The sequence below is a fragment of the Microbacterium sp. I2 genome (assembly GCF_051364985.1).
GTDB lineage: Bacteria > Actinomycetota > Actinomycetes > Actinomycetales > Microbacteriaceae > Microbacterium.
Window position 1 is genome coordinate 165828 of the sequence record NZ_JBLWIH010000001.1, and the last position, 25555, is coordinate 191382.

The window sequence follows — 25555 nt, forward strand, 5'->3', positions numbered from 1 at the left end:
GGCGCGGCGCCCTCCGCGCGCTCGGCACCCGACAGCGCAAGGAAGCGAGCATGTCAGACACCAACGTCCTCCCCGCCACCGGCCTCGGCACAGATCCGATCATCCGGCTCATCGGGGTCAAGAAGTCATTCGGCCCGGTCAGCGTCCTCAAAGGCGTCGACCTCGAAGTCCACCCCGGAAGAGTCACCGCATTGGTCGGCGACAACGGCGCGGGCAAGTCCACACTCATCAAGGGTCTCGCCGGCGTCCAGCCGTACGACGAGGGCGAAGTCCTCATCGACGGCGAGCACCGCGACCTGCACACGCCACGAGACGCGGCGCATCTCGGCATCGAGGTCGTGTACCAGGACCTCGCCCTGTGCGACAACCTCGACATCGTGCAGAACATGTTCCTCGGACGCGAGGAGGTGTCGCTCGGCACGTTCGACGAGGGGCGCATGGAGAAGGACGCCTCCGACACGCTGCGCTCCCTCTCGGTGCGCACAGTGAAGTCGGTGCGGCAGAAGGTCTCGAGCCTGTCGGGCGGGCAGCGGCAGACTGTCGCCATCGCCCGCGCGGTGCTGAAGAAGGCGCGCGTGGTCATCCTCGACGAGCCGACCGCCGCACTCGGCGTCGCGCAGACCGAGCAGGTCCTGAACCTGGTCAAGCGTCTCTCCGAGCAGGGCGTGGCAGTGGTCCTCATCAGCCACAACCTCGCCGACGTGTTCGAGGTCGCCGACGACATCGCCGTGCTCTACCTCGGCCAGATGGTCGCGCAGATCCCGACGAGCCAGACGACCCGCGACGACGTCGTGGGATACATCACCGGCACCAAGACCCTCGGCGTGCAGATCGTCGGCACCGAGACCATCCGCACCGAAGGAGGCGTGGAATGAGCAGCAACGCGACCCGGACCGAGGCGGCACCCGACCCGGTCGCGAGCGACCTGATCGGCAGCGGCGTCGAAGGCGGGCTGATGGATCAGGTGCAGGCCTGGTGGCAGCGCGTGCGCGGCGGTGACATGGGGGCACTCCCCGCCGTCGGCGGACTCGTGGTGCTCGGCATCCTGTTCTCGATCCTGAGCCCGTTCTTCCTCACCGAGCGCAACTTCGCCAACCTGCTGAACCAGGCGGCCACCCTCGTCGTGCTCGGCATGGCGCTGGTGTTCGTGCTGCTGCTGGGCGAGATCGACCTGTCGGCCGGTGTGACCGGCGGCGTGGGCATGGCGCTGTTCGTCGTGCTGAACGCCCAGTTCGGCATCCCCTGGCCGCTCGCGCTGCTCATCGGCTTCGGCTTCGGCTTCCTGACCGGTGCGTTGATAGGTTTCTTCGTCGCCCGGATCGGGATTCCATCGTTCGTCGTGACGTTGGGGCTCTTCCTGGGATTCCAGGGCCTGGCGCTTGTCATCATCGGCCCCGGCGGGCTGTACCGTCTCGAGGTGCCCGAGCTCGTCGCGATCCAGAACGGCAACCTGCCGGTCTGGGGCGGCTGGCTGATGCTCGTGATCATGCTTGCGATCTCGGCCGGGACCTCGTTCTGGGACCGCGCCCGGCGCTCCCGTGCCGGTGTGCCCAACCGCACGGTGTCGCTGGTGTGGATCAAGCTGGCGGTGATCGCGGTCATCGGCGGCACCGTGGTGTACATCCTGAACCAGAACCGCGGGCAGTCCGTGGTCGAGGTCGCCGGTGTGCCGATCGTCGTGCCCGTCGTGCTCACCATCCTGTGGATCGGGTCGTTCGTGCTCGACCGCACGAAGTTCGGGCGCTACGTCTACGCGATCGGCGGCAACGCCGAGGCCGCGCGTCGTTCGGGCATCAAGGTGCGCTGGATCAAGTGGTGGGCGTTCGTCATCTGCTCGAGCCTCGCGGTGTTCTCGGCTCTGCTCAGCGTCGCCCGCGTGGGATCGGTCGACGCCACCGTCGGCCGCGACATCGTGCTCTCGGGCGTCGCCGCGGCCGTCGTCGGCGGCGTGAGCCTGTTCGGTGGACGAGGGCGCCTCATCCACGCCGCGATCGGCGCGCTCGTGATCGCCGTCATCACCAACGGCCTTGCCCTGCTGAACCTGCCGGCGGGCATCAACCTGCTCGTGACCGGTGGCGTGCTGATCCTCGCCGCGACTGTGGATGCCCTGTCGCGGCTGCGCTCAGGCGGTGCCAGAACCTAGTCGATCGGACTGCGTCGCGGGCGCCGGGCGGGTATCCGTCCGGCGCTCGCGCGTGTCACGGTCCGTGGATCGCGAGGCGCTCCTCCACCCATCCCGGCACGACGCGGCTCGCCGGGCCGGCGCGCACCTCGTCGAAGGGCACGAGGGCCTCGCTGGGCTCGAGGTTCAGCTCGACCGTGCGCGCACCGCAGGCCGCCGCCAGCGCGGCGTACCCGGCCGCCGGATACACGGCGCCCGACGTGCCGATCGAGACGAAGATGTCGCACACGAGGATGGCCTGCTCGATGCGCTCGAGGTCGTACGGCATCTCGCCGAACCAGACGACGTCGGGGCGCAGCATCCGCTCGCCGCAGGCAGGGCAGGGCGGACGCTCGATCAGGTCCGACTGCCACACCGGGCGTGCACCGCACGCGGCGCAGAGGGCGCGCAGCAGCTCGCCGTGCATGTGCACCAGGTTGCGCGAGCCCGCGCGCTCGTGAAGGTCGTCGACATTCTGCGTCACGACGAGCAGGTCATCGCCGATCGCCCCCTCGAGCCGGGCGAGCGCGCGGTGGGCAGGATTGGGCTCCACGCCCGCCAGAGCCCGGCGCCGAGCGTCGTAGAAGGCCAGCACGGTCTCGGGGTCGATCTCGAACGCCTCCGGCGTGGCGACGTCTTCGACGCGGTGCCCCTCCCACAGCCCGTCGGGACCGCGGAAGGTCGGCACGCCGCTCTCGGCCGAGATACCGGCGCCGGTGAGCACGACGATCCGTGTCATCGAGTCGGGTCCTACGCGTCCCCGGCGGTGGACGTGGACGCGGACGGCGACCGGCTCAGCAGCGCGCGCAGCGACTGGATCGTGTCGGCCTCGTCGGGGCGCTTGTCGGGCCGGTAGCCCTTCACGCGCGCGAACCGCAGCGCGACACCGCCCGGGTAGCGCGTCGAGCGCTGCACGCCGTCGATCGCGATCTCGACCACCGTCTCGGGTCGCACGTGCACGGCATAGGCCGAACGGTGCGTCTCGATCGTCGGAAAGTGCGCGGTCTGCCACCGCAGGGTCTCGTCGGTGAGCCCCTTGAACGTCTTGCCCACCATGACGAAGCCTCCGGGTTCACCGAACGACCCGTCGGGGTCGCGCGCACCCAGGTGCAGATTGGACAGCTGCCCGGTTCGTCGTCCCGAGCCCCACTCCACGGCCAGCACCACGAGATCGAACGTCAGCACCGGCTTGACCTTGATCCAGCTCTTGCCCCGCCGCCCGGCGGCGTAGGCGGAGTCGATGCCCTTTACCATGACGCCCTCGTGGCCGGCTGCGAGCGCCTCGCGCGAGAACTGCTCGGCCCGCTCGGCGTCGTCGGTCACGATGCCGGGCATGCGGGAGGGCCCCGCGATCTGCTCGAGCACATCGAGCCGGGTCGCGAGCGGTTCGTCGATCAGGTCCCGGCCGTCCAGGTGCAGGATGTCGAAGAACCACGGCCGCAGGACGGCCGCCGCGCCCTCGTCACGCCCGTCGACGATCAGCGAGCCGAACCGGGCCATGGTGTCCTGAAACGGCCTGGGTCCGCCGTCCTCGTCGAGCGACAGCGTCTCGCCGTCGAGGATCACGCGCTGCGCGGGCAGAGCCCGGGCGGCATCGACGATCTCGGGCACACGATGCGTGATGTCGGCCAGGCTGCGAGTGAAGACGCGCACGGTGTCGCCGTCGCGATGCACCTGGATGCGGGCGCCGTCGAGCTTGTACTCGACGGATGCTGCGCCTCCGAGGGCAGCGAGCGCTTCCGCCGTCGAGGCCGCCGTCGAGGCGAGCATCGGCAGGACGCCGCGGCCGACCTCCAGGCCGACGGCGTTGAGGTCGTCGGGGGTGCCGGTGAGCGCGATACGCGCCGTCTCGCCCAGATCCCCTGACAGCATCGCGGCACGGCGCACGGTCGCGGCATCCCGCTCGGAGGCCTTCGCGATCGCGTCGAGCAGGACGCCCTCGAGCGCGCCGGTGCGCAGCTCGCCGAGGATCACGCGCGCGAGGAAGTCCCACTCCCCCGCCGTGGACCGCCCCGCAAGCTCGTCGAGCGCACCGCGCCGGACGGCGACGGATCCTGGTCCGTCGGCGACGGCGAGCCGCGTGAGGGCCGTGTCGACGTCGAGCACGGACAGCGACGGTTCGGCGGCATGCTCGATGTCGAGGTTGTTCAGGCTCCGCCAGCCGACGCCGATCCGGCCCTGCCGGGGGCGAGCCGTGAGCAGGCCGATGGCCGGCGGGATCTCGTCCGGGTCGAGATCGCGCAGCGCCGCCGCGAGCGCGGCGACCTTGGCCAGCCTCGACGACGTCGCGGTCACGGCATCCGTCGCCGTCACGAGCTCATGCAGCAGCATTCCCGCATTCTCGCACCCGCGGACGACACCGGCCCGCCCGATGCGGCCGCGCCTGCTCGGTGCGACGCGGTCCCGGCAGCAGGCTGGCTCGGCGCCGCCCTCCCCCGCAGGACGCGAATCCGCCGCTCCCGTCACACCCGACCTCCGCCCGGGCACGCATCGCCGGAAAGCGTCACGCGCGCGCCCGCGCGACCACCTCGCGCAGCGCACCCTCGAGCTCGGGGAAAGCGAACGCGTAGCCCGCCGCGGTCAGCACGGCAGGCGCCGCCCACCGGCTCTTGAGCACCAGCTCGGGCTCGGTGCGCAGCACCCACATCGCCGGCTCGAGCATGAAGCGCCACGCCGGAAGCCCGATCGGCGCGCCGACCGCCCGCCGAAGCGTCGCCATGAGGCTGCGGTTGTCGCTCGCCCCGGGCGCGGCGAGGTTGACCGGACCGGCGATGCCGGGGTCGTCGCGGATGAATCGCACAGCCCCGACGACATCGTCGATATGGATCCAGCTGAAGCGCTGCCGCCCGCGCGACCGGTGCGAAGGCGCACGCCCGTTGCCGGTCGGGTGCGATCCGATGCCCCGGTAGCGGCGGTGCGTGAACCACCAACCGTCGTACTGCGGCCCGCCCAGCCCGAGACGGGCGAGTCGCACCAGCGTCGCTGTGGCCGGTCCATCGCCGAGCACGATCGCCATGCGAAGGGCGACTCGGCGAGTCGCGGGAAGGTCCCCTGAGAAGAACTCCTCCTCCCACGCCCGCGCGACGTCGACCGAGAACCCGCTGCCGAGCTCGCCGTCGGCCTCGGTCTGCGGGCGGTCCATCGCGTACCGGTAGATGGTGGCGGTGCTGGCGTTGAGCCACAGCGGCGGCGGGGCTGCAGCATCCGTCACCGCCTGCCGCAGGAGGCGTGTCGTCTCGACGCGCGAACGCAGGATCTCGTCGCGGTTCGCGTCGGTGTAGCGGCAGTTCACGGACTTGCCGGCGAGGTTCACGACGATCGCCGCGCCGTCGACGAGCGACCGGATGCCGCGGCCGTCGACCCACGTGACGTCGGCGCCGGAGCGACCGATCGTGCGGACGTCGTAGCCGTCATCGGCGAAGGCACGCACGAGAGCAGTGCCGACGAAGCCGGACGCCCCCGCGACGACCGCGCGGCCTCGCGCCACGGGCGCATCGATACGGGGATCCATCGCGTTCAGTCTGGCACCAACCCGAGAGCGACTGCGGACGCACAGAGGATGATGGAGTCATGCCCGCTCCCCACCGCCCCGGTCTTCGGGTCAGTTCGGGACTCACGATCCCCGAGTCCGAGCTGTCCTGGCGGTTCTCGCGGTCGTCCGGCCCCGGCGGGCAGGGCGTGAACACCGCCGACTCCCGAGCGGAGCTGGTGTGGGATGCCGCCCGCTCCGCTGCGCTCTCGCCGGTGCAGCGTGAGCGACTGCTCGAGCGCCTGAGCGGTCGTCTCGTCGACGGTGTGCTCACGATCGCGGCCTCGGAGCACCGCGCACAGCTGCGGAACCGGGATGCCGCGCGCGCCCGCCTGGCGGCCGTCGTGGCGGAGGCGATCCGGCCGCCTTCTGCCTCGCGGCGACCGACGACCCCGAGCCGGGGCGCGAAGGAACGGCGGCTGACGGCGAAGAAGCGGCGCACCGACGTCAAACAGCTGCGCCGCCGCCCCGCAGACTGAACCCAGGGACGGGGAGCGGAACAAGCGGCATCCCGTCGGACGGTGTTCTTCCGCGCGTCACCTGGCACGCCTAGCGTTGACGACACCCCCTGTACGACGCCGTCCCGAAGGAGACCCGATGTCCCCCCGCTTCCGCTGCACGCTCGCCGTGGCCGGCGCCCTCGCGCTGGCCGACACCGGCGCCGCCACCCCGGCTCTGGCCGCTCAGCCGCACGTCGGGTCCCCCGAAGCGGCCCAGGCCGATCCCCTGCGCGTCGCGACGTTCAACCTGTCGCTCAACCGCAACGCGCCCGGACAGCTCGTCGCCGACCTCTCCACCGGCGCCAACGCGCAGGCGCGCACAGTGGCCGAGATCATCCAGCGCGCCGACCCCGACGTCGTGCTGCTCAACGAGTTCGACTACGTCGAGGGCGGGGTCGCCGCCGACCTCTTCCGCGACAACTACCTCGAGGTGAGCCAGAACGGCGCACCCGCCCTCGACTACCCGTACGCGTTCGTCGCTCCCTCGAACACCGGCATCCCGAGCGGATTCGACCTCAACAACGACGGCACCGTGGGCGGCGGCGACGACGCCTTCGGCTTCGGCGTGTTCGAGGGCCAGTACGGCATGGTCGTGCTGTCGAAGCATCCGATCGTCACGGACGACGTGCGCACCTTCCAGCGCTTCCTGTGGAAAGACATGCCCGGCGCGCTGCTGCCCGACGACCCGGCGACGGCGGCACCGGCCGACTGGTACTCGCCCGACGAGCTCGCCGTGATGCGGCTCTCGAGTAAGTCCCACTGGGACATCCCGGTACAGGTCGGCCGCCAGACCGTGCACCTGCTGGCCTCGCACCCGACTCCGCCCACCTTCGACGGCGCCGAAGACCGCAACGGGCGTCGCAACCACGACGAGATCCGCTTCTGGGCCGACTACGTCACCCCGGGTCAGGGCCGCTACATCTACGACGACGCCGGCGTGTGGGGCGGCCTCAATCCGTCACAGGCCTTCGTGATCGCGGGCGACCAGAACGCCGACCCGCTGGACGGCGACTCGGTGGACGCCGCGATCGATCAGCTGCTCGGCAACAAGCGCATCGTCGACCCGCTGCCGACGTCGGACGGCGCCGTCGAGGCCGCCGCGCTGCAGGGCGGCGCGAACGCCACCCACCGTGGCGACCCCGCCTTCGACACCGCCGACTTCGCCGACACCGCGCCGGGCAACCTGCGCGCAGACTACGTGCTGCCCTCGCGCAAGCTGCGGGTCGCCGATGCCGGCGTGTTCTGGCCCGTCTCGTCCGACCCGCTGTCGGCCCTCACCGGGACGTTCCCGTTTCCGAGCAGCGACCACCGCCTGGTGTGGATCGACCTGGAGCTTCGCCACGCCGGCCACTGAGTGATCGTCAGGCCGTGGCGGCAGCCGACTCCGCCGCCACGGCCTCGACGAACCGCTCGTAGTCGTCGGGCCTCTCGTCCGCGACGATCGCGCGCAGCACGACCTCGTCGGCAGCGTCACGATAGTGACGGATGCCGTCGGCGAACCGATCCGGACCGATCACGGTGTCGCGCGCGGTGATGCCCAGTCGCGTGAAGTTGGCGGCGTACGACGGGTAGCCCGCATAGCGCTCCGCTTCGGCCTCGAGTCGCGCCCCGGCGGCAGGTTCGCTTGCCGCCCGCACGTACAGCGCCACGTGCGCGGCGGGCGCCAGGGCGTGCGCCTCGTCGGTCTGCGCGCGTGCCCGGTCGGGTGTCAGCCAGCTCAGCAGAAGCCCGTCGGATGCCTCGGCCGCGAGCCGTCGCATGCGCGGCCCGAGCGCACCCACCACGACATCGGCGCTGCCGGACGGGCCCGTCCCGCGCATCGCCCTCAGAGCCGTCGAAACGCGACCGAGAGAGCCCGGTGCCCCGGCGCCGGAGCCGATGCCGAGCACGAGCCGGTCGACGGGCAGTCCGAGCTCGTCCACACGGGCGAGGACCTCGGCGGGCGGGCGCCGATCGATGGGGATCACGCCGGTCGCCAGCACCAGTCGCTGCGTGACCTGGGCGGCGGCGGCGAGCACCGCGAGCGAGTCGTGCCCGGGCGTGTCGTTGACCCACAGGGCGTGGAGCCCTGCCCGTTCCACCAGCGGTGCGAGCCGAGCCGCCAGCTCGGGTCCTGCCGCCGCGGCGATTCCGATCGACAGGAGGCCGGTCACCGGGCGGCCGTCGCGTCGACGAGACGACCGACCTCACCGGCGGCGGCGTAGAACTCCGCCAGGTCGACGCGTGACGAGGGCAGCAGGATGACCTCGTCGACTCCCGCCTCGAAGAAGGCCCGCGCGCCTTCGGCGACCCGCGCCGGATCACCCCACACCGCGCGTTCGAGTGGGTCGGGCTTGTCGCCCACGTCCGCGCGGGCACGGGCCTCGGCATCCGTTCCGAACGCCGCCACCACGTAGGCGACGATGTCCAGCTCGCGGGCGCGGTTCTCGGCGGCGCCCTCCCAGCCCGCCGCTGCCCGCGCCTCGCGGATCGCCGCGACCGCGGTCGCGATCTCGCCCGGCGTATGACCGCTGTCGAGCACGGTGCCGTCGGCGACCTCTCCGCTCAGCTGCAGCGTCTTGGGGCCTTCGGCGGCGGCGTACACGCGCGGGGCGGCCTCGGGCGGGTAGTCCAGTCGGACGGCGTCGAGCGTCACGTAGCGCCCGTCGACGTCGACCTGCTCGCCTGCCAGCAGCGCGCGCAGCGCCGGCACGTATTCACGCATCAGGGTCAGCGGCGAGGCGACGCGGGCGCCGACCTGGCCCATCCATGGCAGCACGCCGTGCCCCACGCCGGGGAGCAGCCGCCCGGGGAACAGGCGCTCGATCGTGGCGATCTCCATGGCGGTCGCCGCCACGTTGCGCAGCGGCATCGGCGCGATGCCGATGCCGATCTTGAGTCGCTCGGTCCACGCGAGCGCGGCGCCGACGGTCGCGAACGCCGACTGCCGGAAGCAGTCCTCCCAGATCCACAGCTCCGGCACGCCGGCCGCCTCTGCGGCGAGGACGGCGTCGCGGAATTCGTCGGGTGAGTGCGTGTACGGGTTGAAGATCGCGCCGATGCGTGTCATGCGACCACTCTGTCAGCGGGGGACGACACACGCGAGCCCGGGGTCAGGCGACCGGCAGCCTGGGCACTGCCTTCAGAAGCTGTGCCGTGTACGGATGCCCCGGCTGAGAAAGCACGCGATGGGTCGGCCCCTCTTCGACCACCCGTCCGCTCTGCAGCACGGCCACCCTCGCGCACAGCGCCGAGACGATCGTGAGGTCGTGCGACACGAGCACCATCGCGATGCCGCGTTCGCGCGCGAGGCGCTGGAAGAGCTCGATGACCGTCATGCGCACCGAGGTGTCCAGCGCGCTGACCGGTTCGTCGGCCAGCAGCAGCCGCGGGGCGGGTGCGAGCGCGCGCGCGATCGCGATGCGCTGCCGCTGGCCCCCCGAGAACGCGTCGGGATAGCGGGATGCCGCATCCGCCGGCAGATCCACCGCTCGCAGCAGCTCGGCCACACGGCCGGCGCGTGCGGCGCGGTCCAGCCCCAGTCCGAGTGAGCGGATGGGCTCGGCGATCGAGTCGCCCACCCGCACTCGGGGATCGAGCGACGAGAACGGATCCTGGTACACCGGCTGCACCGCGCGGCGGAAGAGGCGCATCGCGGCCCGGTCGCGGCGATCCAGCGGCGCGCCGTCGAACAGAACACGCCCGCCGGTGGGCGTCGCCAGTCCGAGCAGGACGCGCAGGAGCGTCGTCTTGCCCGCACCCGATTCCCCGACGAGCCCCACGCTCTCACCCGCGGTCACGGCCAGGTCGATCTCATGCAGGACCGGGGCGTCGTGGTGATAGCGGAAGCTCACTCGGTCGGCGGCCAGCAGCGCCGACTCTCGCGGCGGCCTCGTGCCCTCGGCATCCGTCATCGTCGCGTCCCCTCTCCGCCGCCGGGCAGGAACGACTCGAGTTCACGCGAGGCCGACACCAGGGTGCGCGTGTAATCCGCGGCGGGTGCCGTGAGCAGCGTCGTGGTGCCGGCGAGCTCGATCTGCCGGCCGTCGCGCATCACGAGCACGCGGTCGGTGATGCCGGCCACGACCGGCAGGTCGTGGCTGATGAAGATGAGCGACATCCCCCGTTCCTCGACCTCCCGCTGCAGCAGGGCCAGCACGCCGGCCTGCACCGTCACGTCCAGCGCCGTGGTGGGCTCGTCGGCGATGAGCAGTCGCGGACCCGCCGCGAGCGCGAGGGCGATCGCCACGCGCTGGCGCTGACCGCCCGAGATCTCGTGGATGTACGCGCGCGCGATGCGCTCGGGGTGCGGAAGCTGCACGTCGGCGAGCGCGTCGAGCACCGCGCGTCGCAGGGCGTCGCCGCGCAGTCCGCGATGGTGGGCGAAGGGCCAGGCCAGCTGCTTGCCGATGCGCATCAGCGGGTCGAGCGAGGCCAGCGGCTCCTGGAACACGGCACCGACGGCGGACCCGCGCACGCGATCCAGCCTGCGCTGCGACGCGGCGACCACGTCGACGTCACCCCCGGATGCCGACAGCACGGCGCGACCGCAGGCGCGCAGGGGGTGCGCGAGCAGGCCCAGGATCGCCAGCGCCGTCAGGGACTTGCCCGACCCCGACTCCCCGATGATGCCGAGGCGCTCGCCCTCGCCGAGCTCGAACGAGACGTCGTGCACCAAGGTGCGGGGCTCGGCTCCCTCGAACCGCACGCCCAGTCCGTCGAGGGTCAGCAGGGCGGTCACCGGATGCTCCTCGAGGCGGGGTCGGCGACGTCGCGCAGTCCGTCGGCGAGCAGGTTCATGCCGATGATGGTGGCCACGAGCAGGATGCCGGGGAGGATGGCGGCGGCCGGCGAGACGAGCACGGTGCTCTGGGCCTCCTGCAGCATGCGTCCCCACGATGCGTTCGGGGGCGGCGACCCGAGACCCAGATACGACAGCGATGCCTCGGCCACGACCGCGCCGCCGAACTGCAGCGCGAACGGCACGATCAGCGTCGGCCACACGTTGGGCAGCACGTGGATGCCGATCAGGCGCAGCATCCCCGTGCCCGAGGTGCGCGAGGCCGTGATGAAGTCCTGCGCGAGGACGCGCGTCGTGGTGATCCGGGTGAGCCGGGCGATGACGGCCGCGCCGGCGAGCCCGATGGCCAGGATCGCCGACTCCATCGAGGCGCCGCGCCAGGCGACGATGAGCATCGCCAGCAGCAGCGTCGGGAAGGCGATCGCGATGTCGAGCAGGCTCGAGATCGCATCGTCGAGCCACCGGCTGGCGACGGCGGCGATGAGCCCGAGCGTCACACCGAGGATCGCGGCGATCAGCACGGAGCCGAACCCGACGATCAGAGCGAGCCTCGCGCCGACCATGAGCTGCGAGAAGAGGTCGCGGCCCAGGCGATCGGTGCCCGCCCAGTGCTCTGCAGACGGCGGCATGAGGCGCTCGCCCGTGGTGTCCTCCAGGCCGAACGGCGTCCACACCAGCGACACCAGCGCGACGACCGCGATGACGCCGAACAGCACGCCGCCCACGGCGAGGTTGATCGAGCGCCGGGCACGAGGACGCCGTCCGGATGCCGCCGGCGAGGTCGCGTCGTCGGGGATGGTGGGGATCGTCACGGTCATGCGGCCGCCTCCGCGGTGGTCGCATCGGTCTGCGCCGGTGCCGTGCGTCGGTTGCCCGAGAGCGAGCCGCGCAGGCGCGGATCGATCAGGCGCTGGATCACGTCCGCGGCGAAGCCCAGCAACAGCACGAGGGCGGTCGAGAAGAGCAGCACGCCCTGCACGCTCGGGAAGTCCTGCTCCTTGATGCCGACCAGCAGCATGTCGCCCAGGCCGGGCAGTGCGAAGACGCGCTCGATCACCACCGCGCCGACGAACGTCGTCGAGAGCATGATCGCCAGGATCGAGATGACCGGCACGACGGCGTTGCGCACGCCGTGCCGCCACAGCGCCGTACCGAAGCTCTGTCCCGTCGCGCGAGCGGCTCGCATGTACTGCTGACCGAGGATGTCGAGGGTCGCGCTGCGGACATAGCGGGCCAGGTCGCTTCCGGCCACGAGCGCGATGGTCGTGACCGGCAGCACGAGCGCGTAGAGCGCGGCGCCCGGGTCCTCCCAGTCGGTGCGCGGAAAACCACCGGCGGGGAACACGCGCCAGCCGAGCGAGAGCACCGCGACGAGCAGGATGCCGACCCAGAACACCGGCACCGCTCCCCCGAGCTGCGACAGCGCCGAGAACGTCGCGCCGTACCAGGTGCGCGACTTCCAGGCCGCGAAGAAGCCGACGGGCACCGCGATGAGCACGGCGAGCAGGAACGAGAGCAGCGTCAGCGGCAGCGTGACGTTCAGGCGCCGGACGATCTCGTCGCCGACCGAGAGGCGGTTCGTGAACGATTGGCCCAGGTCGAGCGTGACCAGCTGGCGCAGATAGTCGACGTACTGCTCCCAGATCGGGCGGTCGACGCCCAGGCGAGCCGCGGCGGCTGCGATGTCGGCATCCGTCGCCCCCACCGAGATCAGCGCGAAGACCGGGTTTCCGAGCACGCGCAGCACGACGAACAGGATTGTCGCCGCCAGCACGAAGGCCAGCAGCAGCAATCCTGTCCGTCGGAGGAGATAACGGCCTATGATGCCGCCTTCTCGATGCCGTACACGTAGAACAGCGAGTTCAGGCCGTTCTGCGGAACACCACTGACGCCCTCGGCGGCGATCCGCAGCTGCGGGTTGAGGTACAGCCACACGCTCGCCGCGTCGTCCGAGATCTGCTGGTTTGCCTTCTTCACCAGCTCGGTCTGCTCGTCCGTCGACGCCGCCTTCTCGGAGTCGGCGAGCCACGTCTGCACGTCGGCGTTGTCGTAGCCCCAGTAGAAGTCGGGGTTGCCGTAGAAGTTGATGTCGCGGTCGTTGACGTGGCCCTGGAGCGTCGCCTGGAAGTCCTTGTCGGTGTAGACCTTCTGGTACCACTCGTCATCGGTGATCACGTTGATCTCGACAGTGATGCCGACCTTCGCGAGCTCTGACTTGACGAACTCGGCGACGGTCGAGTGCACGCCGGAGTCTGGCGTGTCCAGCGAGAAGGTGAAGCCGTCGGCGTAGCCGGCGTCGGCCAGCAGCTCCTCGGCGAGTTCGACGTCGTACGGGTTGTTGTCGGCGAGGTCGATGAACCACGGCTCCGACGGCGGCACCATCGAGCCGATGAGCTGGCCGCGGCCGTCCCAGATAGCGTCGAGCAGCTTCTCGCGGTCGATCGCGGAGTAGATCGCCTTGCGAACCTCGACGCTGTCGAACGGCGCCACGCGGTCGTTGAACGCGAGGAGCTCCTTCGTGGTGGACGTGCCCTCGATGATCTCGAAGCCGGCGGCCTCGAACTCGGCGAGGCTGTCGGGGTTGGACTGGCTCGTCACCAGGTCGACCGCGCCGGTCAGCAGCGCGTTGTTCAGCGCGGTCGGGTCGGCGTAGTACTGGTAGACGACGCCGCCGTTGGCCGGAGCCTCGCCCCAGTACTCGTCGTTCAGCTCGAGGGTGATCGAGTCGCCCTTGCGGTAATCGGCGAGCTGGTAGGGACCGCTGCCGTCCTCGGTCGCCGTCAGGTCGCCCGCTGCCGGATTCACGATCCACACGTAGCCGAGGTTGTACGTGAAGCTGATCGAGGGCTGCGTGAGGGTGACGGCGACGGTCTTGTCGTCCACGACGTCCACGTGGTCGATGACGCTCAGCTGCCGCTTGCGCGCCGCGATCGACTCCTCGCTCACGAACCGCTCGAGGCTGTACTTGACCGCTTCAGCGTCGACCGGGTCGCCGGAGTGGAAGGTCGCGTCCTCCTGAAGGGTGAACGTGTAGACCAGGCCGTCCTCCGACACCTCGGTCTCGGCCGCGAGGAGCGGCTCGACCGTGGCGTCGTCGGTGATCCGGAACAGACCCTCGTAGACGTTGCCGGTGAACACCTCGGTCACGCCCGAGCTGCCGCCGAAGATCTGGTCGAGGTTCGTGGGCTCGTTCTGCGAGCCGACGACGATCTCGGCGTTCGGGTCGGCCTCGCCGGTGGCGCCGCCCGAGGACGGTGCGCCGGAGGCGCAGCCCGCGAGGACGAGGGCGGCGGCGGTGAGAGCCGCGGCCGCGGCTCCCAGACGTCGGATACGTGAGGACACGTCGGTTCCTTTGCTGTTCGGGTGAAGCAGGTGCTGGTCGGGTGTTCGCGCCGGCGGCGCGCCGGGCTACAGCGTGAAGCCGTCGGCGAAGCGCACGCGCTTCTCGCCGGCCCGGATGGGGAAGGGCAGCCGGTTCTGCAGCGGCGGCAGAGGGCAGTTCATCTGGTTCGAGAATCCGCACGGCGGCACGGTCGCGCGGTTGAAGTCGATCGTGATCGGGATGCTGTCGCCCGGGGCGAGCGCGTGGTCCGAGGTCGGGTGGTCCAGGAACAGGAACCGCCCCGCCCCATAGCTCTCGGCTCCGTTCGTGCGGTCGCCGAACACCAGCTGCAGCTTGGCGTGACCGCCGTAGACCGTGTCGAACGCGTTGAGGCGGTACTCGGTGCCGTCGACCTCGAACACCAGGTCGCCCGAGACCGGCAGCGCGCGGGTGGCGCCGGCATCCTTGATGTGCTCGAACGGCACGACGCGTTCTTCGTCGACCAGCTCGAAGCGGCCGGGAAGGATCCACGCCGGGTCGTAGTCGTAGTATTCGATCTCCTCGAACGCCTGCTGCGCCGGCGAATCCTGCCGCCAGATGCGGTAGCCCTCCTGCGTCAGACCGCTTTCGAGGTCGGCTCGCTGCAAGCGGGTGAAGAGCGCGTCGTCGGGATGCCCCGTGCGCGCTTCGCTCTCATCGACCGGCGGCCGGCCGGCCGGCGACCAGTGCGTCAGCACCAGCGACAACGCGCCGTCGGGCTCCGTCACCTTGCGGCGCCGGGCTGCGATCCAGTCTTCGTGCTCGAGCAGAGCTGTAGAACTCACCATCACAGGAGATCAAATCGCGAGCGCCTTCCGGAAATTCCGTTTCACAGTGTTTCACTATGAACGAAGGGTTCGGGCAAAGTGCGAATCCGCCGAGGTCAGCTCCATAGTGGCCGCGCGCCGTGGGGACAACCCCGTTTCGCCGCCGGTCGCGCCCGTTGCACGCTGGCGCCATGGCACGCGTCGGAACGTCGGGATGGGTGTACCCGCATTGGCGCGGCGCGGTCTATCACGGACCGCAGAGCGGCTGGCTCGCGCAGTACGTGGCCGAGTTCGACACCGTCGAACTGAACGGCAGCTTCTACCGCTGGCCGGGCGAGGCGCGCTTCGCCGCGTGGCGGGAGCGCCTCCCGGAAGGGTTCGAGATGACGGTGAAGGCGCCGAGGGGACTGACCCATGCCCGGCGCCTTCGCGAGCCGGAAGTGTGGATCGACCGCGTGACCTCAGGACTCCACGCCCTGCGAGGGCGCCGCGGACCGCTGATCGTGCAGCTGCCGCCCACGATGGAGCGCGACGACGCGAGGCTGGATCACTTCCTGACGTCGCTGCCGGACTGGACTCGGCCGGTCGTGGAGTTCCGGCATCCGTCATGGAACGAGGAGGAGGTGTTCCAGCTGCTGGAGCGTCATGGCGCCGCGTACTGCGTCATGAGCGGCGCGAAGCTCCCCTGCATCCTCCGCGCGACCAGCCGCCTGGTCTACGTGCGGTTGCACGGTCCCGACACCGAGCGGCTGTACGGCGGCTCGTACTCCGACGACGATCTGGCGTGGTGGGCCGAGCGCATCCGGGAGTGGGAGCGCGCCGGCCACGACGTGTACGCCTACTTCAACAACGACGGCGAGGCGCACGCAGTGTTCAACGCACGGACCCTGAAGCGGATGCTGGCGGCGTGAGCCCCGGCGGGACGCTCTCGATCACGCCCCGACCACCCATTCGAAGCCGTCGGGGTCGACGAATCCGCCGCCGTCCGAGTGGATGCGCAGACGGTGCGACCCCGACCCGTCGGGGTCGACGCCGGCGGACTTCGCGAGCGCACGCCGCTTGTACAGGCCGAGGCCGATCGTGCTCGACGGCGTCGCGAAATCGACGTAGCTGCCGAAGCTCTTCGCCACCCGGAGTCCGCGCTCGGAATAGAACCGCTTGCTCGCCGGCACGTCGTCAGCCCCGAGCAGGAGCACGATGTTCTCGAAGGCACGGCTGACGGGCATGGTGTCCTTCTTCGCCGATGTGGCGAGGTTCCAGATCGCGCCGTCCGGTGCCTGCACGACGCCGCCGACGCCCCACAGCGATTTCTGCACCGGCTTGAGGACGCCGGCGCCCCGCGCCACGGCGGCGTCGAAGAGCGCAGCCACGTTCGCCGGCTGCGCCACGACCAACGACATGGTGAATCCGCGGAAGCCGTCGCTCGGTGACTCGGCCGCGCGCGTACGGACCTCGGAGTCGAGTCCGAAGGCGTCGCGGTAGAACGCCGAGGCCACCTCCGGCTCAGCTGCCTCGAGCGTGATGGAGTGGATGTTCGTGATGGTGTGGATGTTCGTGTCGGTGCTCATACGGACGACGCTACGCACGCGCATCCGACGACGCTTCTCGATTCCTGCTCGATACGGCGAACGCCCGGCCCCTCGCGGGACCGGGCGCTCGGACCTACGGACGAGACCTATGCCGCCGCCGGAATGCGGGCTGTGGCGCGCACCACGAGCTCGTCGCCCGCGGCGTCCACGCTCACGGATCCGCCGTCGACGAGCTCGCCCGACACGAACAGCTCGGCGATCCGATCGTCGACCTCGCGCTGGATCAGTCGGCGCAGCGGGCGCGCGCCGTACTCGGGCTCGTAGCCGTGCTCGGCCAGCCAGTCCACGGCGGCGTCGGTCACCTCGAGCGAGATCTCGCGACGGGTGAGGCGCCCCTCGCTCGCGCCCAGCAGCAGCCGTACGATGTCGCGCAGCTGCGCCTTCTCGAGCTTGCGGAACAGCACGATCTCGTCGATCCGGTTGAGGAATTCGGGACGCATGGCCTCGCGGAGCTTGCCGAACACGCGGTCGCGCAGGTCCTTCTCCGAGCCGAACCCGGTCGAGCCGCCGCCCTCGGCGATGAAGCCGATGGCGCCGCCGCGCGAGGCGAGGAACTCCGAGCCGAGGTTCGAGGTCATCACGACCACGGTGTTGCGGAAGTCGACAGTGCGTCCCTGACCATCGGTGAGGCGACCGTCGTCGAGCACCTGCAGCAGCAGGTTGAACACGTCGGGGTGCGCCTTCTCGATCTCATCGAACAGCACGATGGAGTACGGGTTTCGGCGCACTCGCTCGGTGAGCTGACCGGCCTCGTCGTAGCCGACGTATCCGGGAGGCGCACCGACCAGCCGCGACACCGTGTGCCGCTCGCCGAACTCGCTCATGTCGAAGCGGATGACCGCGCCCTCGTCGTCGAAGAGGGACGCCGCGAGCGCCTTCGCGAGCTCGGTCTTGCCGACGCCGGTGGGACCGAGGAACAGGAACGAGCCCACCGGACGGTGCGCGTCGCCCATGCCCGTGCGGTTGCGGCGGACGGCCTTGGCGACCGCTGCCACGGCGTCCTCCTGGCCGATGACGCGGGCGTGCAGCTCTTCCTCCAGCTGTGCGAGCCGCTCGCGCTCGGTCTCGGTGAGGCGATTGACCGGGATGCCGGTGGCCCGGCTGATCACGGCGGCGATCTCGGGCTCGTCGACGATCGCGTCGGGGCGCACGGCGGCACCGGCGCTCGTCGCCTCGTCCAGGCGGTCCTGCACGTCGGCGATCTCGTCGCGGATACGGGACGCCTCCTCGTAGTGCTCAGCCGACACCGCGGCGTTCTTGTCCGCCTCCAGCGTCGCCAGCCGCTCCACGAGCGCTGTCACATCGACCTGGGCGCCGAGCCGCAGGCGCAGCCGCGCACCCGCCTGGTCGATGAGGTCGATCGCCTTGTCGGGCAGCACACGCTCGGTGAGGTACCGGTCGCTCAGCTCGACGGCGGCGCGCAGCGCCTCGTCGGTGTAGACGATGCCGTGGTGCTCCTCGTACGCGGGCTTCAGTCCGTGCAGGATGCGGACGGCATCCTCGACGGACGGCTCACCGACCTTGACCGGCTGGAAGCGGCGCTCGAGCGCCGGATCCTTCTCGACCGTGCGGTACTCCTTGAGCGTCGTCGCACCGACCAGGTGCAGGTCGCCGCGCGCGAGGCGGGGCTTGAGGATGTTGCCCGCGTCCATGCCGCCGTCGCCCGCGCCGCCGGCGCCGACGACCGTGTGCACCTCGTCGATGAAGACGATGAGCTCGCCCTTGTGCTCCGAGATCTCGTCCATCGTCTTGGTCAGGCGCTCCTCGAAGTCACCGCGGTAGCGGGTGCCCGCGAGCATCGCGGCCAGATCCAGCGCGACCACGCGCTTGCCGAGCAGCTGCTCGGGAACGATGCCGTCGACGATCGCCTGGGCCAGACCTTCCACGATGGCGGTCTTGCCGACGCCGGCCTCTCCGACCAGCACCGGGTTGTTCTTGGTGCGGCGGCTGAGGATCTCGATCGTCTGCTCGATCTCGTCGGCGCGGCCGATGACCGGGTCGAGGTCACCCGCCGCCGCGCGTGCGGTGAGGTCGGTGCCGTACGTGTCGAGCATGGGTGTTCCGGATGCCGCGGCATCCGGTCCCGCATCGGTGGACGCGTCGCCGCTCGGGGCGACCGTCTCGCGCACGCTCTGGGTGAGCGCCTCGGCCGTGACGCCGGCGCGAGCCAGCACCTGACCCGCGGGGGTGTCCTGGGCCAGCACGAGGGCGAAGAACAGGTGCTCCGGGTCGACGTAGGTCGACCCCGAAGAGCGGGCAACCTGGAAGGCGTGGAACAGCGCGCGCTGCACGGACGGGGTGACGACCGCGCCATCGACGTCTGCCGCCGCAGAGGCGGACGGCAGCCGTTCCTCCGCCGCGCGCACGATGGCGCGTGCGTCGGCCCCGATGCGCTCGATCGCGTCGGAGGCGGGCGGTTCGGATGCCAGCACGCGCAGCACGTGCAGAGCGTCGAGCTCACGCTGACCGCGCTCGAGCGCGTAACGACCCGCGCGCTGCAGCAGGTCCTGCGTGCGCGCACCGAGGAAGCGACTCAGATCGATCGACCGCTCGGCGCGGGCTTGTTCGCCCGCGAGGTAGCGCGCGAGGAACTCGTCGAAGGCGCGCGAGCTGTCGTCGGCACCGTTCGAAGGGGTGAAGTCTTCGGGCATTCGATTCTCCTGAACTTGAGTGGAGGAGTGTCAAGTTTACGAACTTGAGCACAGCCGTATCAAGTTCAACGGCAAGAGTTGCTCGCTATTCCCGCCCTCGTTCGCGGACAGCGGACGTCCGGGGTGCGGCGTAACGTGAGCGACGAGGGCCGCCGGGGCCCCGCGGACAGGAGGCAGTGCCATGGATTGGAAGATCGAGCTCATCTTCGTGCCGGTGAGCGACGTCGATCGTTCGAAGGAGTTCTACGAGCGCATCGGATTCCACGCCGATCACGATCAGACCCCGTACGAGGGCCTGCGATTCGTGCAGATGACTCCGCCCGGATCGGCCTGCTCCATCGCCTTCGGCACCAACCTCGGCAGCACCCTCGCACCGGGACAGCAGAACACGATCCAGGTCGTCGTACCCGATGCCGATGAGGCACTCGCGCACCTGCGCGGACTCGGCGTGGAGGCTCAGGGTGTGGATGAGCAGGCATGGGGCCGCTTCGTCACGTTCGACGACCCGGACGGCAACACCTGGACGCTGCAGCAGCTGCCGCCGCGCGACTGAGCGATCGCCTCAGTCCCAGCCGCCGGGCGGGCCAACGATCAGAAGGATGACGAACACCGCGATGACGGCGGCCGCGAGCAGGATCGCGAGCGTCCACGGGCGGCGCAGGAACCACCGCATGAGCCGGTCGTGCCACGCGGCGTCGCGGGGATCACCGGTGGGCTCGAGGCGCCACGGCCCCTCGAGCCTGCCGGAACGGTGGAGCCACAGCTCGGTCGGGATGGTAGCGTACGGCACCACCGCGCTCGCGATCGCGATCACCGCCGGACCGGCACCCCACCGCTGATTCTTCGCGACCAGCACGGCGGTCGCGCCGTACGCGAGGAAGACGAAACCGTGGATGCCGCCACCGATCGTGACCGCGATCGAAAGGTCCGCACTCGCCCGCAGGATGAGCCCGAGGATCAGCAGGGTCCATGAGATCGCCTCCGCGATCGCCAGTGTGCGGAACAGATTCAGGGGCGCGCGGAACACAGGTCTCCTCGGGTCGGGTCTTCCAGCCTACGGTCGTCCCGCAGGCCGCCACGGCAGACGGCTACCGTTGAGCGGTGACCTTCTCGCTGGACGCGCTGCGCCGCTGGCCCGACATCGAGGCCCCTGATCTGGTGGCCGCCGATGCCGCCGATCGGCTGCTCCTGGACGAATCGGCGTCCGCCCGGGCAGCTGCGGATGACGGCGCGCTCGTGGTGATCGGCGACGGCTACGGCGCGCTCACTCTCGGCGCGGCGGATGCCGGTGCCCACAACATCCGCACCCATCAGGATCCCCTGACGGGCGAGCGCGCACTCGTCGCCAACGCCGAGCGCTTCGGGCTCGCCGGGGATTACACGTCCCTGCCGCTGGATGCTGACCTCGTGCAGTGCGCCCAGGTCGTACTGCTGCGGCTGCCCAGGTCGCTCGACGCGCTCCGCGACATCGCGGGCCTCGTCGCGGCGCATGCCGCGCCCGAGGTCGTGCTGTATGCCGGCGGCCGTGTGAAGCACATGTCGCTCGCGATGAACGAGGTGCTGCGCGAGCACTTCGGCCGTCTCGACGTCACACACGCGCGGCAGAAGTCGCGGGTGCTCGTGGCGCGGGAACCCCACGACGGTCGCGATCCCGCACCCCTGCGCGACACCCACGGCGACCTCGTCGTCTGCGCCTTCGGCGGTGCGTTCGCGGGCACGTCGATCGACATCGGCACGCGCTTCCTTCTCGAGCACCTCCCTTCGGATCTGTCCGCCGTCGACGAGGCGATCGACTTCGCATGCGGCACCGGTGTCGTCGCCGCAAGCCTTGCCCGACAGCATCCGGAACTGCGTGTCTACGCGAGCGATCAGTCGGCAGCGGCCGTCGCCTCGGCCCGCGTCACGGCTTCCGCCAACGGCGTCGGCGACCGCGTCACGGTCGCCCGCGACGACATGCTCTCGGATCGTCCGGACTCGAGTGCCTCGTTCATCGCGCTCAATCCGCCGTTCCACTCCGGCTCCGCCGTGCACGAGGGCATCGCACCGCGTATGTTCGCCGATGCTGCGCGCGTGCTGCGGTCCGGTGGTGAACTGTGGACCGTCTGGAACTCAGGGCTGCGCTACCGTCACGCCCTGGAACGGCTCGTCGGGGCGACGCGTCAGGTCGCGCGAAACGCGAAGTTCACGGTGACGGTCTCGACGAAGCGGTGACGCCCGGCATCACGCGTCCGCCCAGCCGGCACAGCCATCGCCGTCGAGGAACGGCTCGAGGACATCCAGGAAGAGATGACCGGGGGGCCGGCGCGAGTTGGCCGGCTCCCCCGATGGTCGCGAACTCGGGACTCGCGACCGGGGGCACCGGATCGGGGGTCCGGCACACGCCCCTTCGATAGAGACGGAAGCGCGACGGTTCTATTACGCCACTCGGCGGAACACGCACAGGGTACGAACGCTGGGCCCCGGCAGGGGATGCCCGGGGCCCAGCCGCCACGGCCATCGAACTCCCCCAAGGCGAACGAGCTCCGTGGCATGGAGGGGTGCTGGGGACACCATCTCCGAGGGCGCTGGGGACGCCCTGGTTTTGAGATTAGTGCCACCGCAGTCCCTCCACCCGGGGCGACACTTCGGATGACTTGTGCGGTTTTCGGCTCCCAGGCAGCACAAACGACGAGCGCCCTGCCCGACAGCAGTCGGACAGGGCGCTCGCCACGGATGGGGAAGACCGTGTCGAGGCGCCCCCTCTCCTCGACGACTCGCGCGACGGCGGCTCGCACTTCATCTTCCGCGGTGACGTCTGCCTGGATGAAGCTCACGTCCGCTCCGGCCAGCTGCCACTCCCTCGCCACATCCGCGCCGGCGGTCGAACGGTCAAGGATCACCACGCTCGCTCCTTCCGCAACGAGCGCGTTGACGCAAGCTCGGCCGACGCCGGAGGCTCCTCCGGTGACCAGCGCGACGTGACCTGTCAGCTCGAGGTTCATGAGCGGGGCCCCTCAACTTCGCGCACGGTGCTGGTCATCCTCGCGCCTTTTCGAAAGCGAGCGTGGGAAGGTCCACGATGTGCGCGCCCCCGTCGGCAACGATGGTCGCTCCGGTGATGTACGAAGACTCCGCGGAGCCCAAGAAGCGCGCGACCGCGGCGACCTCGGCTGGCGCTCCTGCTCGTCCGAGCGGAAGGTCGACAGTGACAGCCTCGTAGGCCGACTCCCGGCTGGAGAACACGTTGGCTGCGACGAGCTCATCCATCTCTTCGTCGGCCATTGGGGTACGTATCCATCCGGGGCAGATGGTGTTCACTCGGACGCCGTGAGCGCCGTAGTCGCGTGCCAGCGACTTCGTGAGGCCGATGAGTGCGTGCTTGGCCGCCGTGTACGCGGCCATTGACGGTCCCGCGAACAGTCCAGATAGTGACGAGATGACCACGATGCGCCCTCGGGACTCGATGAGCGCAGGCAGGAACTCCCGGGTCATGACAAAGGTGGTGTTGAGGTTGGCGTGAACCGCCGTAGCCCAGTCGTCGTCGCTCGTGTCGCCCACCGCGGCGAAGCCGGGTCCCCCGGCGTTGCAGACAAGCGTGTCGATACGGCCGTACATCTCGAGCACGGTCCGGAGCGTTGACTTCGCGTCAGCGGCGTTTCCCGCGTCGCTGACCAGCGGCGTCGCGCCGATGCGCTCGGCGATCTCCCGCAACGGTTCGGGGCGCCGTCCCGTTATGACTACCCGAGCACCTTCGGTTGTGAACCGTTCGGCGATGGCAGCGCCGATTCCGGTCCCGCCTCCAGTGACAAGGACGACGTCGCCGTCGACGGTGGAGCCGGAGTAGGGCATGCGAGTTCCAATCCTCAGGGCGAGCAGGCGGTGAGAAAGAGTGAGGGAGGCCGTGCTCGCTCACGGCCTCCCTCGGGTCGCCTCGGGAGTCAATCGAGGCGACAGCTTCAGTCAGCGGCTGATCACCTTGGGTGCTGCGACCGCCTTGAGTCCGGCGACGCCGAACTCCTGTCCGTATCCGGACTGCTTGGTGCCACCGAACGGGACGACCGGGTTGAGTGCGCCGTGCTGGTTGATCCAGACCGTTCCCGCCTGGATGCGCTTCGCCACTTCGACGGCGGCGTCAACATCGCTCGACCACACCGACGCTCCGAGGCCTTGCTCCGAGGCGTTGGCTCGACGGACGGCGTCGTCGACGTCGGTGTAGCGGATGACGGGGATGGCGGGGCCGAACTGCTCTTCGTCCACCAGTCGGGCGCCGTCGTCGATGTCTGCGACGACGGTGGTGCGGTAGAACAGAGGGCCGAGGTCTTCAGCCGGCTCGCCGCCGGCGACGATCCTGGCTCCGTTAGCGCGCGCGTCGTCCACCAAGTCCTTGACGATGTCGAACTGGCCCTGGTTCTGCAGCGGTCCGAGGACGTTGCCTTCGCCGAGGCCTGGACCCATGGGCATGGCGTTCGCCATTCCTGCCAGCGTCTCGACCACCTGGTCGTACACCGAGTCGTGAACGTAGAGCCGCTTGAGGGCCGCGCAGGTCTGGCCGGTGTTGATGAAGCAGCCCCAGAACAGGTTCTCGGCGATGGCCGAAACATCCGTCCCGGGGAGGATGATCCCGGGGTCGTTGCCGCCCAGTTCGAGGGTCAGTCGTGCGAGGTTCTGCGCGGAGGACTCGACGATGCGGCGACCTGCTTCGGTTGAACCGGTGAACATGATCTTGTCGAGGCCCGGGTGCGAGGCGATGGCTGCGCCGACGTGACGGTCACCGGAGATCACCGTGAGGACGCCGTCGGGCAGGTGGCGGTTGAAGACCTCGGCGAGGGCGAGCACCGACAGCGGGGTGTAGCTGCTGGGCTTGGCGACCACGGTGTTGCCCATCCGGAGGGACGGGGCGATCTGCCAGACCGTGATCATCATCGGCCAGTTCCATGGGCCGATGGCACCGACGACCCCGAGGGCGTCGTAGTGCACTTCGGCACGGGCGGGCCCGTCTTCGAAGACGACCTCGGGTTCAAGGACGGTGTCCGCCGCGTTCCGCGTCCAGGCTGCGCACGCGCCGACCTCGAACCGAGCGTTGGGTCCGTCCAGCGGCTTGCCCTGCTCGCGGGAGAGGATCTGCGCCAGTTCCTCGAGGTTGGCCTCCAGGTCGTCGGCGATGGCGTTGAGGATGCGCGACCGCTCGGCGTGGCCGAGGGCGTTCCAGGCAGGCTGCGCTGCCCGGGCTGCAGCGATGGCGGTCTCGAGGTCGTCGACGGTGTGCACCGGGACGTGGCCGATGGTCTCGCGTGTGGCGGCATCGGGGATGGCGCGCCCTTCGCCTTCAGGAACGGTGATGGCGTCGAGGATCGTGGTGGTGGTCATGATTTCTCCTAGGTCCCAGAGTTGTGCAGCAGTGCACTACTCGTTCGGGTATGGGGTGTCGTCGAGGATGGTGAACTGGCTGTCGAACGGGATGTGGACCGTGTCCAAAGTGGGTCCGTCCCAGCAGAACATCCGGCCGACCGACCGCTTGTTGGTGAGGTCGATGGTGACGATGGACTCCACGGGCATGACCTGCTCGCTCCAGTGGAGCAGCACGATGCCGTCGGCCAGTTCGAATACCTGGATGGGGTCGGCGCACGCGAGACCGACTTCCGCGCCCTTCACGCAGTGCCACACGAATGTGCCTGCGTTGAGGTAGATGTGCTCGTAGTGCTCCGTCGGGCTGTACCGGTAGTAGATCCGCTTTCCGACCAGCTCGCTGGTGTTCGGGCGGGGCTCGATTTCTCCGGCGCCGGTGACGCGGCCGGAAAGGATGTCGGTCTTCATTCGTACCCGGCCGTCGCGGTCGACGAACGAGGAGTCCGCGACGGTGATGCGCCCGTCCGATGCGTCGATGACCATGGAGACGTCGCTGGAATGGATGCCTTCACCCTTGATGAAGTCGACGAAGAAGATGCCGGGGCGAACTTCGACAGCACGATAGGGGTGGGTTCCTGTGAGCCCGGACCCGTCACCGTCGATGATCTCCCAGGTGATCTGCCCGTCCTCGAACGTGTGGCGGATGGTCCACCCGTTCTCGAACCGAACGTCGATAGGGCTGCCTTCGAGCTTCTCGCTGGCGGGGAGGCTGGGTTCACCGAATCCTTCGAGCATGGCGGTGACGTCCGGCCATTGCTCGGTCGGGACGAACCCCTGCTCGGTGGGGGCGAGCTGACTGGGGGTGCTCGACATGGTCTTCCTCTCGGACGGG

General features: G+C 70.0%; 25 protein-coding genes. 7 read left to right on the forward strand and 18 right to left on the reverse strand.

Annotated elements, in window-relative coordinates; genetic code table 11:
• The first annotated feature begins 50 nt into the window (after window positions 1-50).
• Window positions 51-875, forward strand: a complete 825-nt coding sequence (locus ACLKM7_RS00770) for an ATP-binding cassette domain-containing protein (RefSeq protein ID WP_436445107.1) — start codon at window positions 51-53, stop codon at window positions 873-875.
• Complete coding sequence (locus ACLKM7_RS00775; RefSeq protein ID WP_436445108.1) at window positions 872-2143, forward strand: sugar ABC transporter permease; 1272 nt, start codon at window positions 872-874, stop codon at window positions 2141-2143. Before ACLKM7_RS00770 ends, ACLKM7_RS00775 begins: the two co-directional genes overlap by 4 nt.
• A 55-nt stretch (window positions 2144-2198) precedes the next feature.
• On the opposite strand, the gene ACLKM7_RS00780 is transcribed toward ACLKM7_RS00775, so the two are convergent.
• From ACLKM7_RS00780 to ACLKM7_RS00790, 3 genes are all read right to left on the reverse strand, one after another.
• Entirely contained in the window at window positions 2199-2900 is a 702-nt protein-coding gene (locus ACLKM7_RS00780) for an NAD-dependent deacylase (protein WP_436445109.1), read from the reverse strand.
• Window positions 2901-2911: 11 nt separating this feature from the next.
• The gene (locus tag ACLKM7_RS00785; RefSeq protein ID WP_436445110.1) at window positions 2912-4492 is read right to left on the reverse strand and encodes an ATP-dependent DNA ligase; all 1581 of its coding nucleotides are present in this window, start codon (window positions 4490-4492) and stop codon (window positions 2912-2914) included.
• Window positions 4493-4664: 172 nt separating this feature from the next.
• The gene (locus tag ACLKM7_RS00790) at window positions 4665-5672 is read right to left on the reverse strand and encodes an epimerase (protein ID WP_436445111.1); all 1008 of its coding nucleotides are present in this window, start codon (window positions 5670-5672) and stop codon (window positions 4665-4667) included.
• A gap of 59 nt (window positions 5673-5731) precedes the next feature.
• Here ACLKM7_RS00790 and arfB point away from each other — a divergent pair, with 59 nt between their 5' ends.
• Window positions 5732-6169, forward strand: a complete 438-nt coding sequence (gene arfB, locus ACLKM7_RS00795; RefSeq protein ID WP_436445112.1) for an alternative ribosome rescue aminoacyl-tRNA hydrolase ArfB — start codon at window positions 5732-5734, stop codon at window positions 6167-6169.
• 118 nt (window positions 6170-6287) lie between these two features.
• Window positions 6288-7544, forward strand: coding sequence for an endonuclease/exonuclease/phosphatase family protein (locus ACLKM7_RS00800; RefSeq protein WP_436445113.1), 1257 nt, complete (start codon window positions 6288-6290; stop codon window positions 7542-7544).
• 7 nt (window positions 7545-7551) lie between these two features.
• On the opposite strand, the gene ACLKM7_RS00805 is transcribed toward ACLKM7_RS00800, so the two are convergent.
• The 8 genes from ACLKM7_RS00805 to ACLKM7_RS00840 all read right to left on the reverse strand — a co-directional run bounded on the left by ACLKM7_RS00805 (window position 7552) and on the right by ACLKM7_RS00840 (window position 15116).
• The gene (locus tag ACLKM7_RS00805; protein WP_436445114.1) at window positions 7552-8343 is read right to left on the reverse strand and encodes an LLM class flavin-dependent oxidoreductase; all 792 of its coding nucleotides are present in this window, start codon (window positions 8341-8343) and stop codon (window positions 7552-7554) included.
• The gene (locus tag ACLKM7_RS00810) at window positions 8340-9239 is read right to left on the reverse strand and encodes an LLM class flavin-dependent oxidoreductase (protein ID WP_436445115.1); all 900 of its coding nucleotides are present in this window, start codon (window positions 9237-9239) and stop codon (window positions 8340-8342) included. Before ACLKM7_RS00810 ends, ACLKM7_RS00805 begins: the two co-directional genes overlap by 4 nt.
• A gap of 43 nt (window positions 9240-9282) precedes the next feature.
• The gene (locus ACLKM7_RS00815; RefSeq protein WP_436445116.1) at window positions 9283-10083 is read right to left on the reverse strand and encodes an ABC transporter ATP-binding protein; all 801 of its coding nucleotides are present in this window, start codon (window positions 10081-10083) and stop codon (window positions 9283-9285) included.
• Window positions 10080-10910, reverse strand: a complete 831-nt coding sequence (locus ACLKM7_RS00820; RefSeq protein WP_436445117.1) for an ATP-binding cassette domain-containing protein — start codon at window positions 10908-10910, stop codon at window positions 10080-10082. The genes ACLKM7_RS00815 and ACLKM7_RS00820 overlap by 4 nt, the downstream gene beginning before the upstream one ends.
• Complete coding sequence (locus ACLKM7_RS00825) at window positions 10907-11788, reverse strand: ABC transporter permease (protein ID WP_436445118.1); 882 nt, start codon at window positions 11786-11788, stop codon at window positions 10907-10909. Before ACLKM7_RS00825 ends, ACLKM7_RS00820 begins: the two co-directional genes overlap by 4 nt.
• Window positions 11785-12795, reverse strand: coding sequence for an ABC transporter permease (locus ACLKM7_RS00830; protein ID WP_436445747.1), 1011 nt, complete (start codon window positions 12793-12795; stop codon window positions 11785-11787). Before ACLKM7_RS00830 ends, ACLKM7_RS00825 begins: the two co-directional genes overlap by 4 nt.
• Window positions 12789-14312: an ABC transporter substrate-binding protein gene (locus ACLKM7_RS00835; protein WP_219982203.1), complete on the reverse strand. Its 1524-nt coding sequence runs from the start codon at window positions 14310-14312 to the stop codon at window positions 12789-12791. Before ACLKM7_RS00835 ends, ACLKM7_RS00830 begins: the two co-directional genes overlap by 7 nt.
• Before the next feature lie 66 nt (window positions 14313-14378).
• Window positions 14379-15116, reverse strand: coding sequence for a DUF1684 domain-containing protein (locus ACLKM7_RS00840; protein WP_436445119.1), 738 nt, complete (start codon window positions 15114-15116; stop codon window positions 14379-14381).
• A gap of 173 nt (window positions 15117-15289) precedes the next feature.
• Between ACLKM7_RS00840 and ACLKM7_RS00845 the strand changes: the two genes are divergently transcribed.
• Window positions 15290-16009, forward strand: coding sequence for a DUF72 domain-containing protein (locus tag ACLKM7_RS00845; RefSeq protein WP_436445120.1), 720 nt, complete (start codon window positions 15290-15292; stop codon window positions 16007-16009).
• Window positions 16010-16030: 21 nt separating this feature from the next.
• Here ACLKM7_RS00845 and ACLKM7_RS00850 read toward each other — a convergent pair whose 3' ends face one another.
• Together ACLKM7_RS00850 and ACLKM7_RS00855 are read right to left on the reverse strand one after the other, a co-directional pair.
• A complete protein-coding gene (locus tag ACLKM7_RS00850; protein ID WP_436445121.1) occupies window positions 16031-16666 on the reverse strand; it encodes a glyoxalase in 636 nt (211 codons plus the stop codon).
• 107 nt (window positions 16667-16773) lie between these two features.
• On the reverse strand, window positions 16774-19338 hold the full coding sequence (locus ACLKM7_RS00855) for an ATP-dependent Clp protease ATP-binding subunit (RefSeq protein WP_436445122.1): 2565 nt from the start codon (window positions 19336-19338) through the stop codon (window positions 16774-16776).
• A 181-nt stretch (window positions 19339-19519) separates the two neighbouring features.
• Between ACLKM7_RS00855 and ACLKM7_RS00860 the strand changes: the two genes are divergently transcribed.
• Window positions 19520-19891, forward strand: a complete 372-nt coding sequence (locus ACLKM7_RS00860) for a VOC family protein (RefSeq protein WP_168910917.1) — start codon at window positions 19520-19522, stop codon at window positions 19889-19891.
• Window positions 19892-19900: 9 nt separating this feature from the next.
• On the opposite strand, the gene ACLKM7_RS00865 is transcribed toward ACLKM7_RS00860, so the two are convergent.
• Complete coding sequence (locus ACLKM7_RS00865; protein ID WP_436445123.1) at window positions 19901-20365, reverse strand: DUF3817 domain-containing protein; 465 nt, start codon at window positions 20363-20365, stop codon at window positions 19901-19903.
• A 74-nt stretch (window positions 20366-20439) separates the two neighbouring features.
• Here ACLKM7_RS00865 and ACLKM7_RS00870 point away from each other — a divergent pair, with 74 nt between their 5' ends.
• Complete coding sequence (locus tag ACLKM7_RS00870) at window positions 20440-21549, forward strand: class I SAM-dependent methyltransferase (protein WP_436445124.1); 1110 nt, start codon at window positions 20440-20442, stop codon at window positions 21547-21549.
• Here ACLKM7_RS00870 and ACLKM7_RS00875 read toward each other — a convergent pair.
• The 4 genes from ACLKM7_RS00875 to ACLKM7_RS00890 form a co-directional block, all read right to left on the reverse strand.
• Window positions 21498-22319: an SDR family NAD(P)-dependent oxidoreductase gene (locus ACLKM7_RS00875; protein ID WP_436445125.1), complete on the reverse strand. Its 822-nt coding sequence runs from the start codon at window positions 22317-22319 to the stop codon at window positions 21498-21500. The genes ACLKM7_RS00870 and ACLKM7_RS00875 overlap by 52 nt on opposite strands.
• Before the next feature lie 34 nt (window positions 22320-22353).
• The gene (locus ACLKM7_RS00880; RefSeq protein WP_436445126.1) at window positions 22354-23166 is read right to left on the reverse strand and encodes an SDR family NAD(P)-dependent oxidoreductase; all 813 of its coding nucleotides are present in this window, start codon (window positions 23164-23166) and stop codon (window positions 22354-22356) included.
• 111 nt (window positions 23167-23277) lie between these two features.
• Window positions 23278-24687: an aldehyde dehydrogenase family protein gene (locus ACLKM7_RS00885; protein ID WP_436445749.1), complete on the reverse strand. Its 1410-nt coding sequence runs from the start codon at window positions 24685-24687 to the stop codon at window positions 23278-23280.
• Window positions 24688-24720: 33 nt separating this feature from the next.
• Window positions 24721-25536: a MoaF C-terminal domain-containing protein gene (locus ACLKM7_RS00890; RefSeq protein ID WP_436445127.1), complete on the reverse strand. Its 816-nt coding sequence runs from the start codon at window positions 25534-25536 to the stop codon at window positions 24721-24723.
• Window positions 25537-25555: the final 19 nt, after the last annotated feature.

Coding starts and splice junctions, on each gene's coding strand:
- ACLKM7_RS00770 (WP_436445107.1), top strand. CDS start 51: ATGTCAGACACCAACGTCCTCCCCGCCACCGGCCTCGGCACAGATCCG.
- ACLKM7_RS00775 (WP_436445108.1), top strand. CDS start 872: ATGAGCAGCAACGCGACCCGGACCGAGGCGGCACCCGACCCGGTCGCG.
- ACLKM7_RS00780 (WP_436445109.1), bottom strand. CDS start 2,900: ATGACACGGATCGTCGTGCTCACCGGCGCCGGTATCTCGGCCGAGAGC.
- ACLKM7_RS00785 (WP_436445110.1), bottom strand. CDS start 4,492: ATGCTGCTGCATGAGCTCGTGACGGCGACGGATGCCGTGACCGCGACG.
- ACLKM7_RS00790 (WP_436445111.1), bottom strand. CDS start 5,672: ATGGATCCCCGTATCGATGCGCCCGTGGCGCGAGGCCGCGCGGTCGTC.
- arfB (WP_436445112.1), top strand. CDS start 5,732: ATGCCCGCTCCCCACCGCCCCGGTCTTCGGGTCAGTTCGGGACTCACG.
- ACLKM7_RS00800 (WP_436445113.1), top strand. CDS start 6,288: ATGTCCCCCCGCTTCCGCTGCACGCTCGCCGTGGCCGGCGCCCTCGCG.
- ACLKM7_RS00810 (WP_436445115.1), bottom strand. CDS start 9,239: ATGACACGCATCGGCGCGATCTTCAACCCGTACACGCACTCACCCGAC.
- ACLKM7_RS00815 (WP_436445116.1), bottom strand. CDS start 10,083: ATGACGGATGCCGAGGGCACGAGGCCGCCGCGAGAGTCGGCGCTGCTG.
- ACLKM7_RS00825 (WP_436445118.1), bottom strand. CDS start 11,788: ATGACCGTGACGATCCCCACCATCCCCGACGACGCGACCTCGCCGGCG.
- ACLKM7_RS00845 (WP_436445120.1), top strand. CDS start 15,290: ATGGCACGCGTCGGAACGTCGGGATGGGTGTACCCGCATTGGCGCGGC.
- ACLKM7_RS00850 (WP_436445121.1), bottom strand. CDS start 16,666: ATGAGCACCGACACGAACATCCACACCATCACGAACATCCACTCCATC.
- ACLKM7_RS00855 (WP_436445122.1), bottom strand. CDS start 19,338: ATGCCCGAAGACTTCACCCCTTCGAACGGTGCCGACGACAGCTCGCGC.
- ACLKM7_RS00860 (WP_168910917.1), top strand. CDS start 19,520: ATGGATTGGAAGATCGAGCTCATCTTCGTGCCGGTGAGCGACGTCGAT.
- ACLKM7_RS00875 (WP_436445125.1), bottom strand. CDS start 22,319: ATGAACCTCGAGCTGACAGGTCACGTCGCGCTGGTCACCGGAGGAGCC.
- ACLKM7_RS00880 (WP_436445126.1), bottom strand. CDS start 23,166: ATGCCCTACTCCGGCTCCACCGTCGACGGCGACGTCGTCCTTGTCACT.
- ACLKM7_RS00890 (WP_436445127.1), bottom strand. CDS start 25,536: ATGTCGAGCACCCCCAGTCAGCTCGCCCCCACCGAGCAGGGGTTCGTC.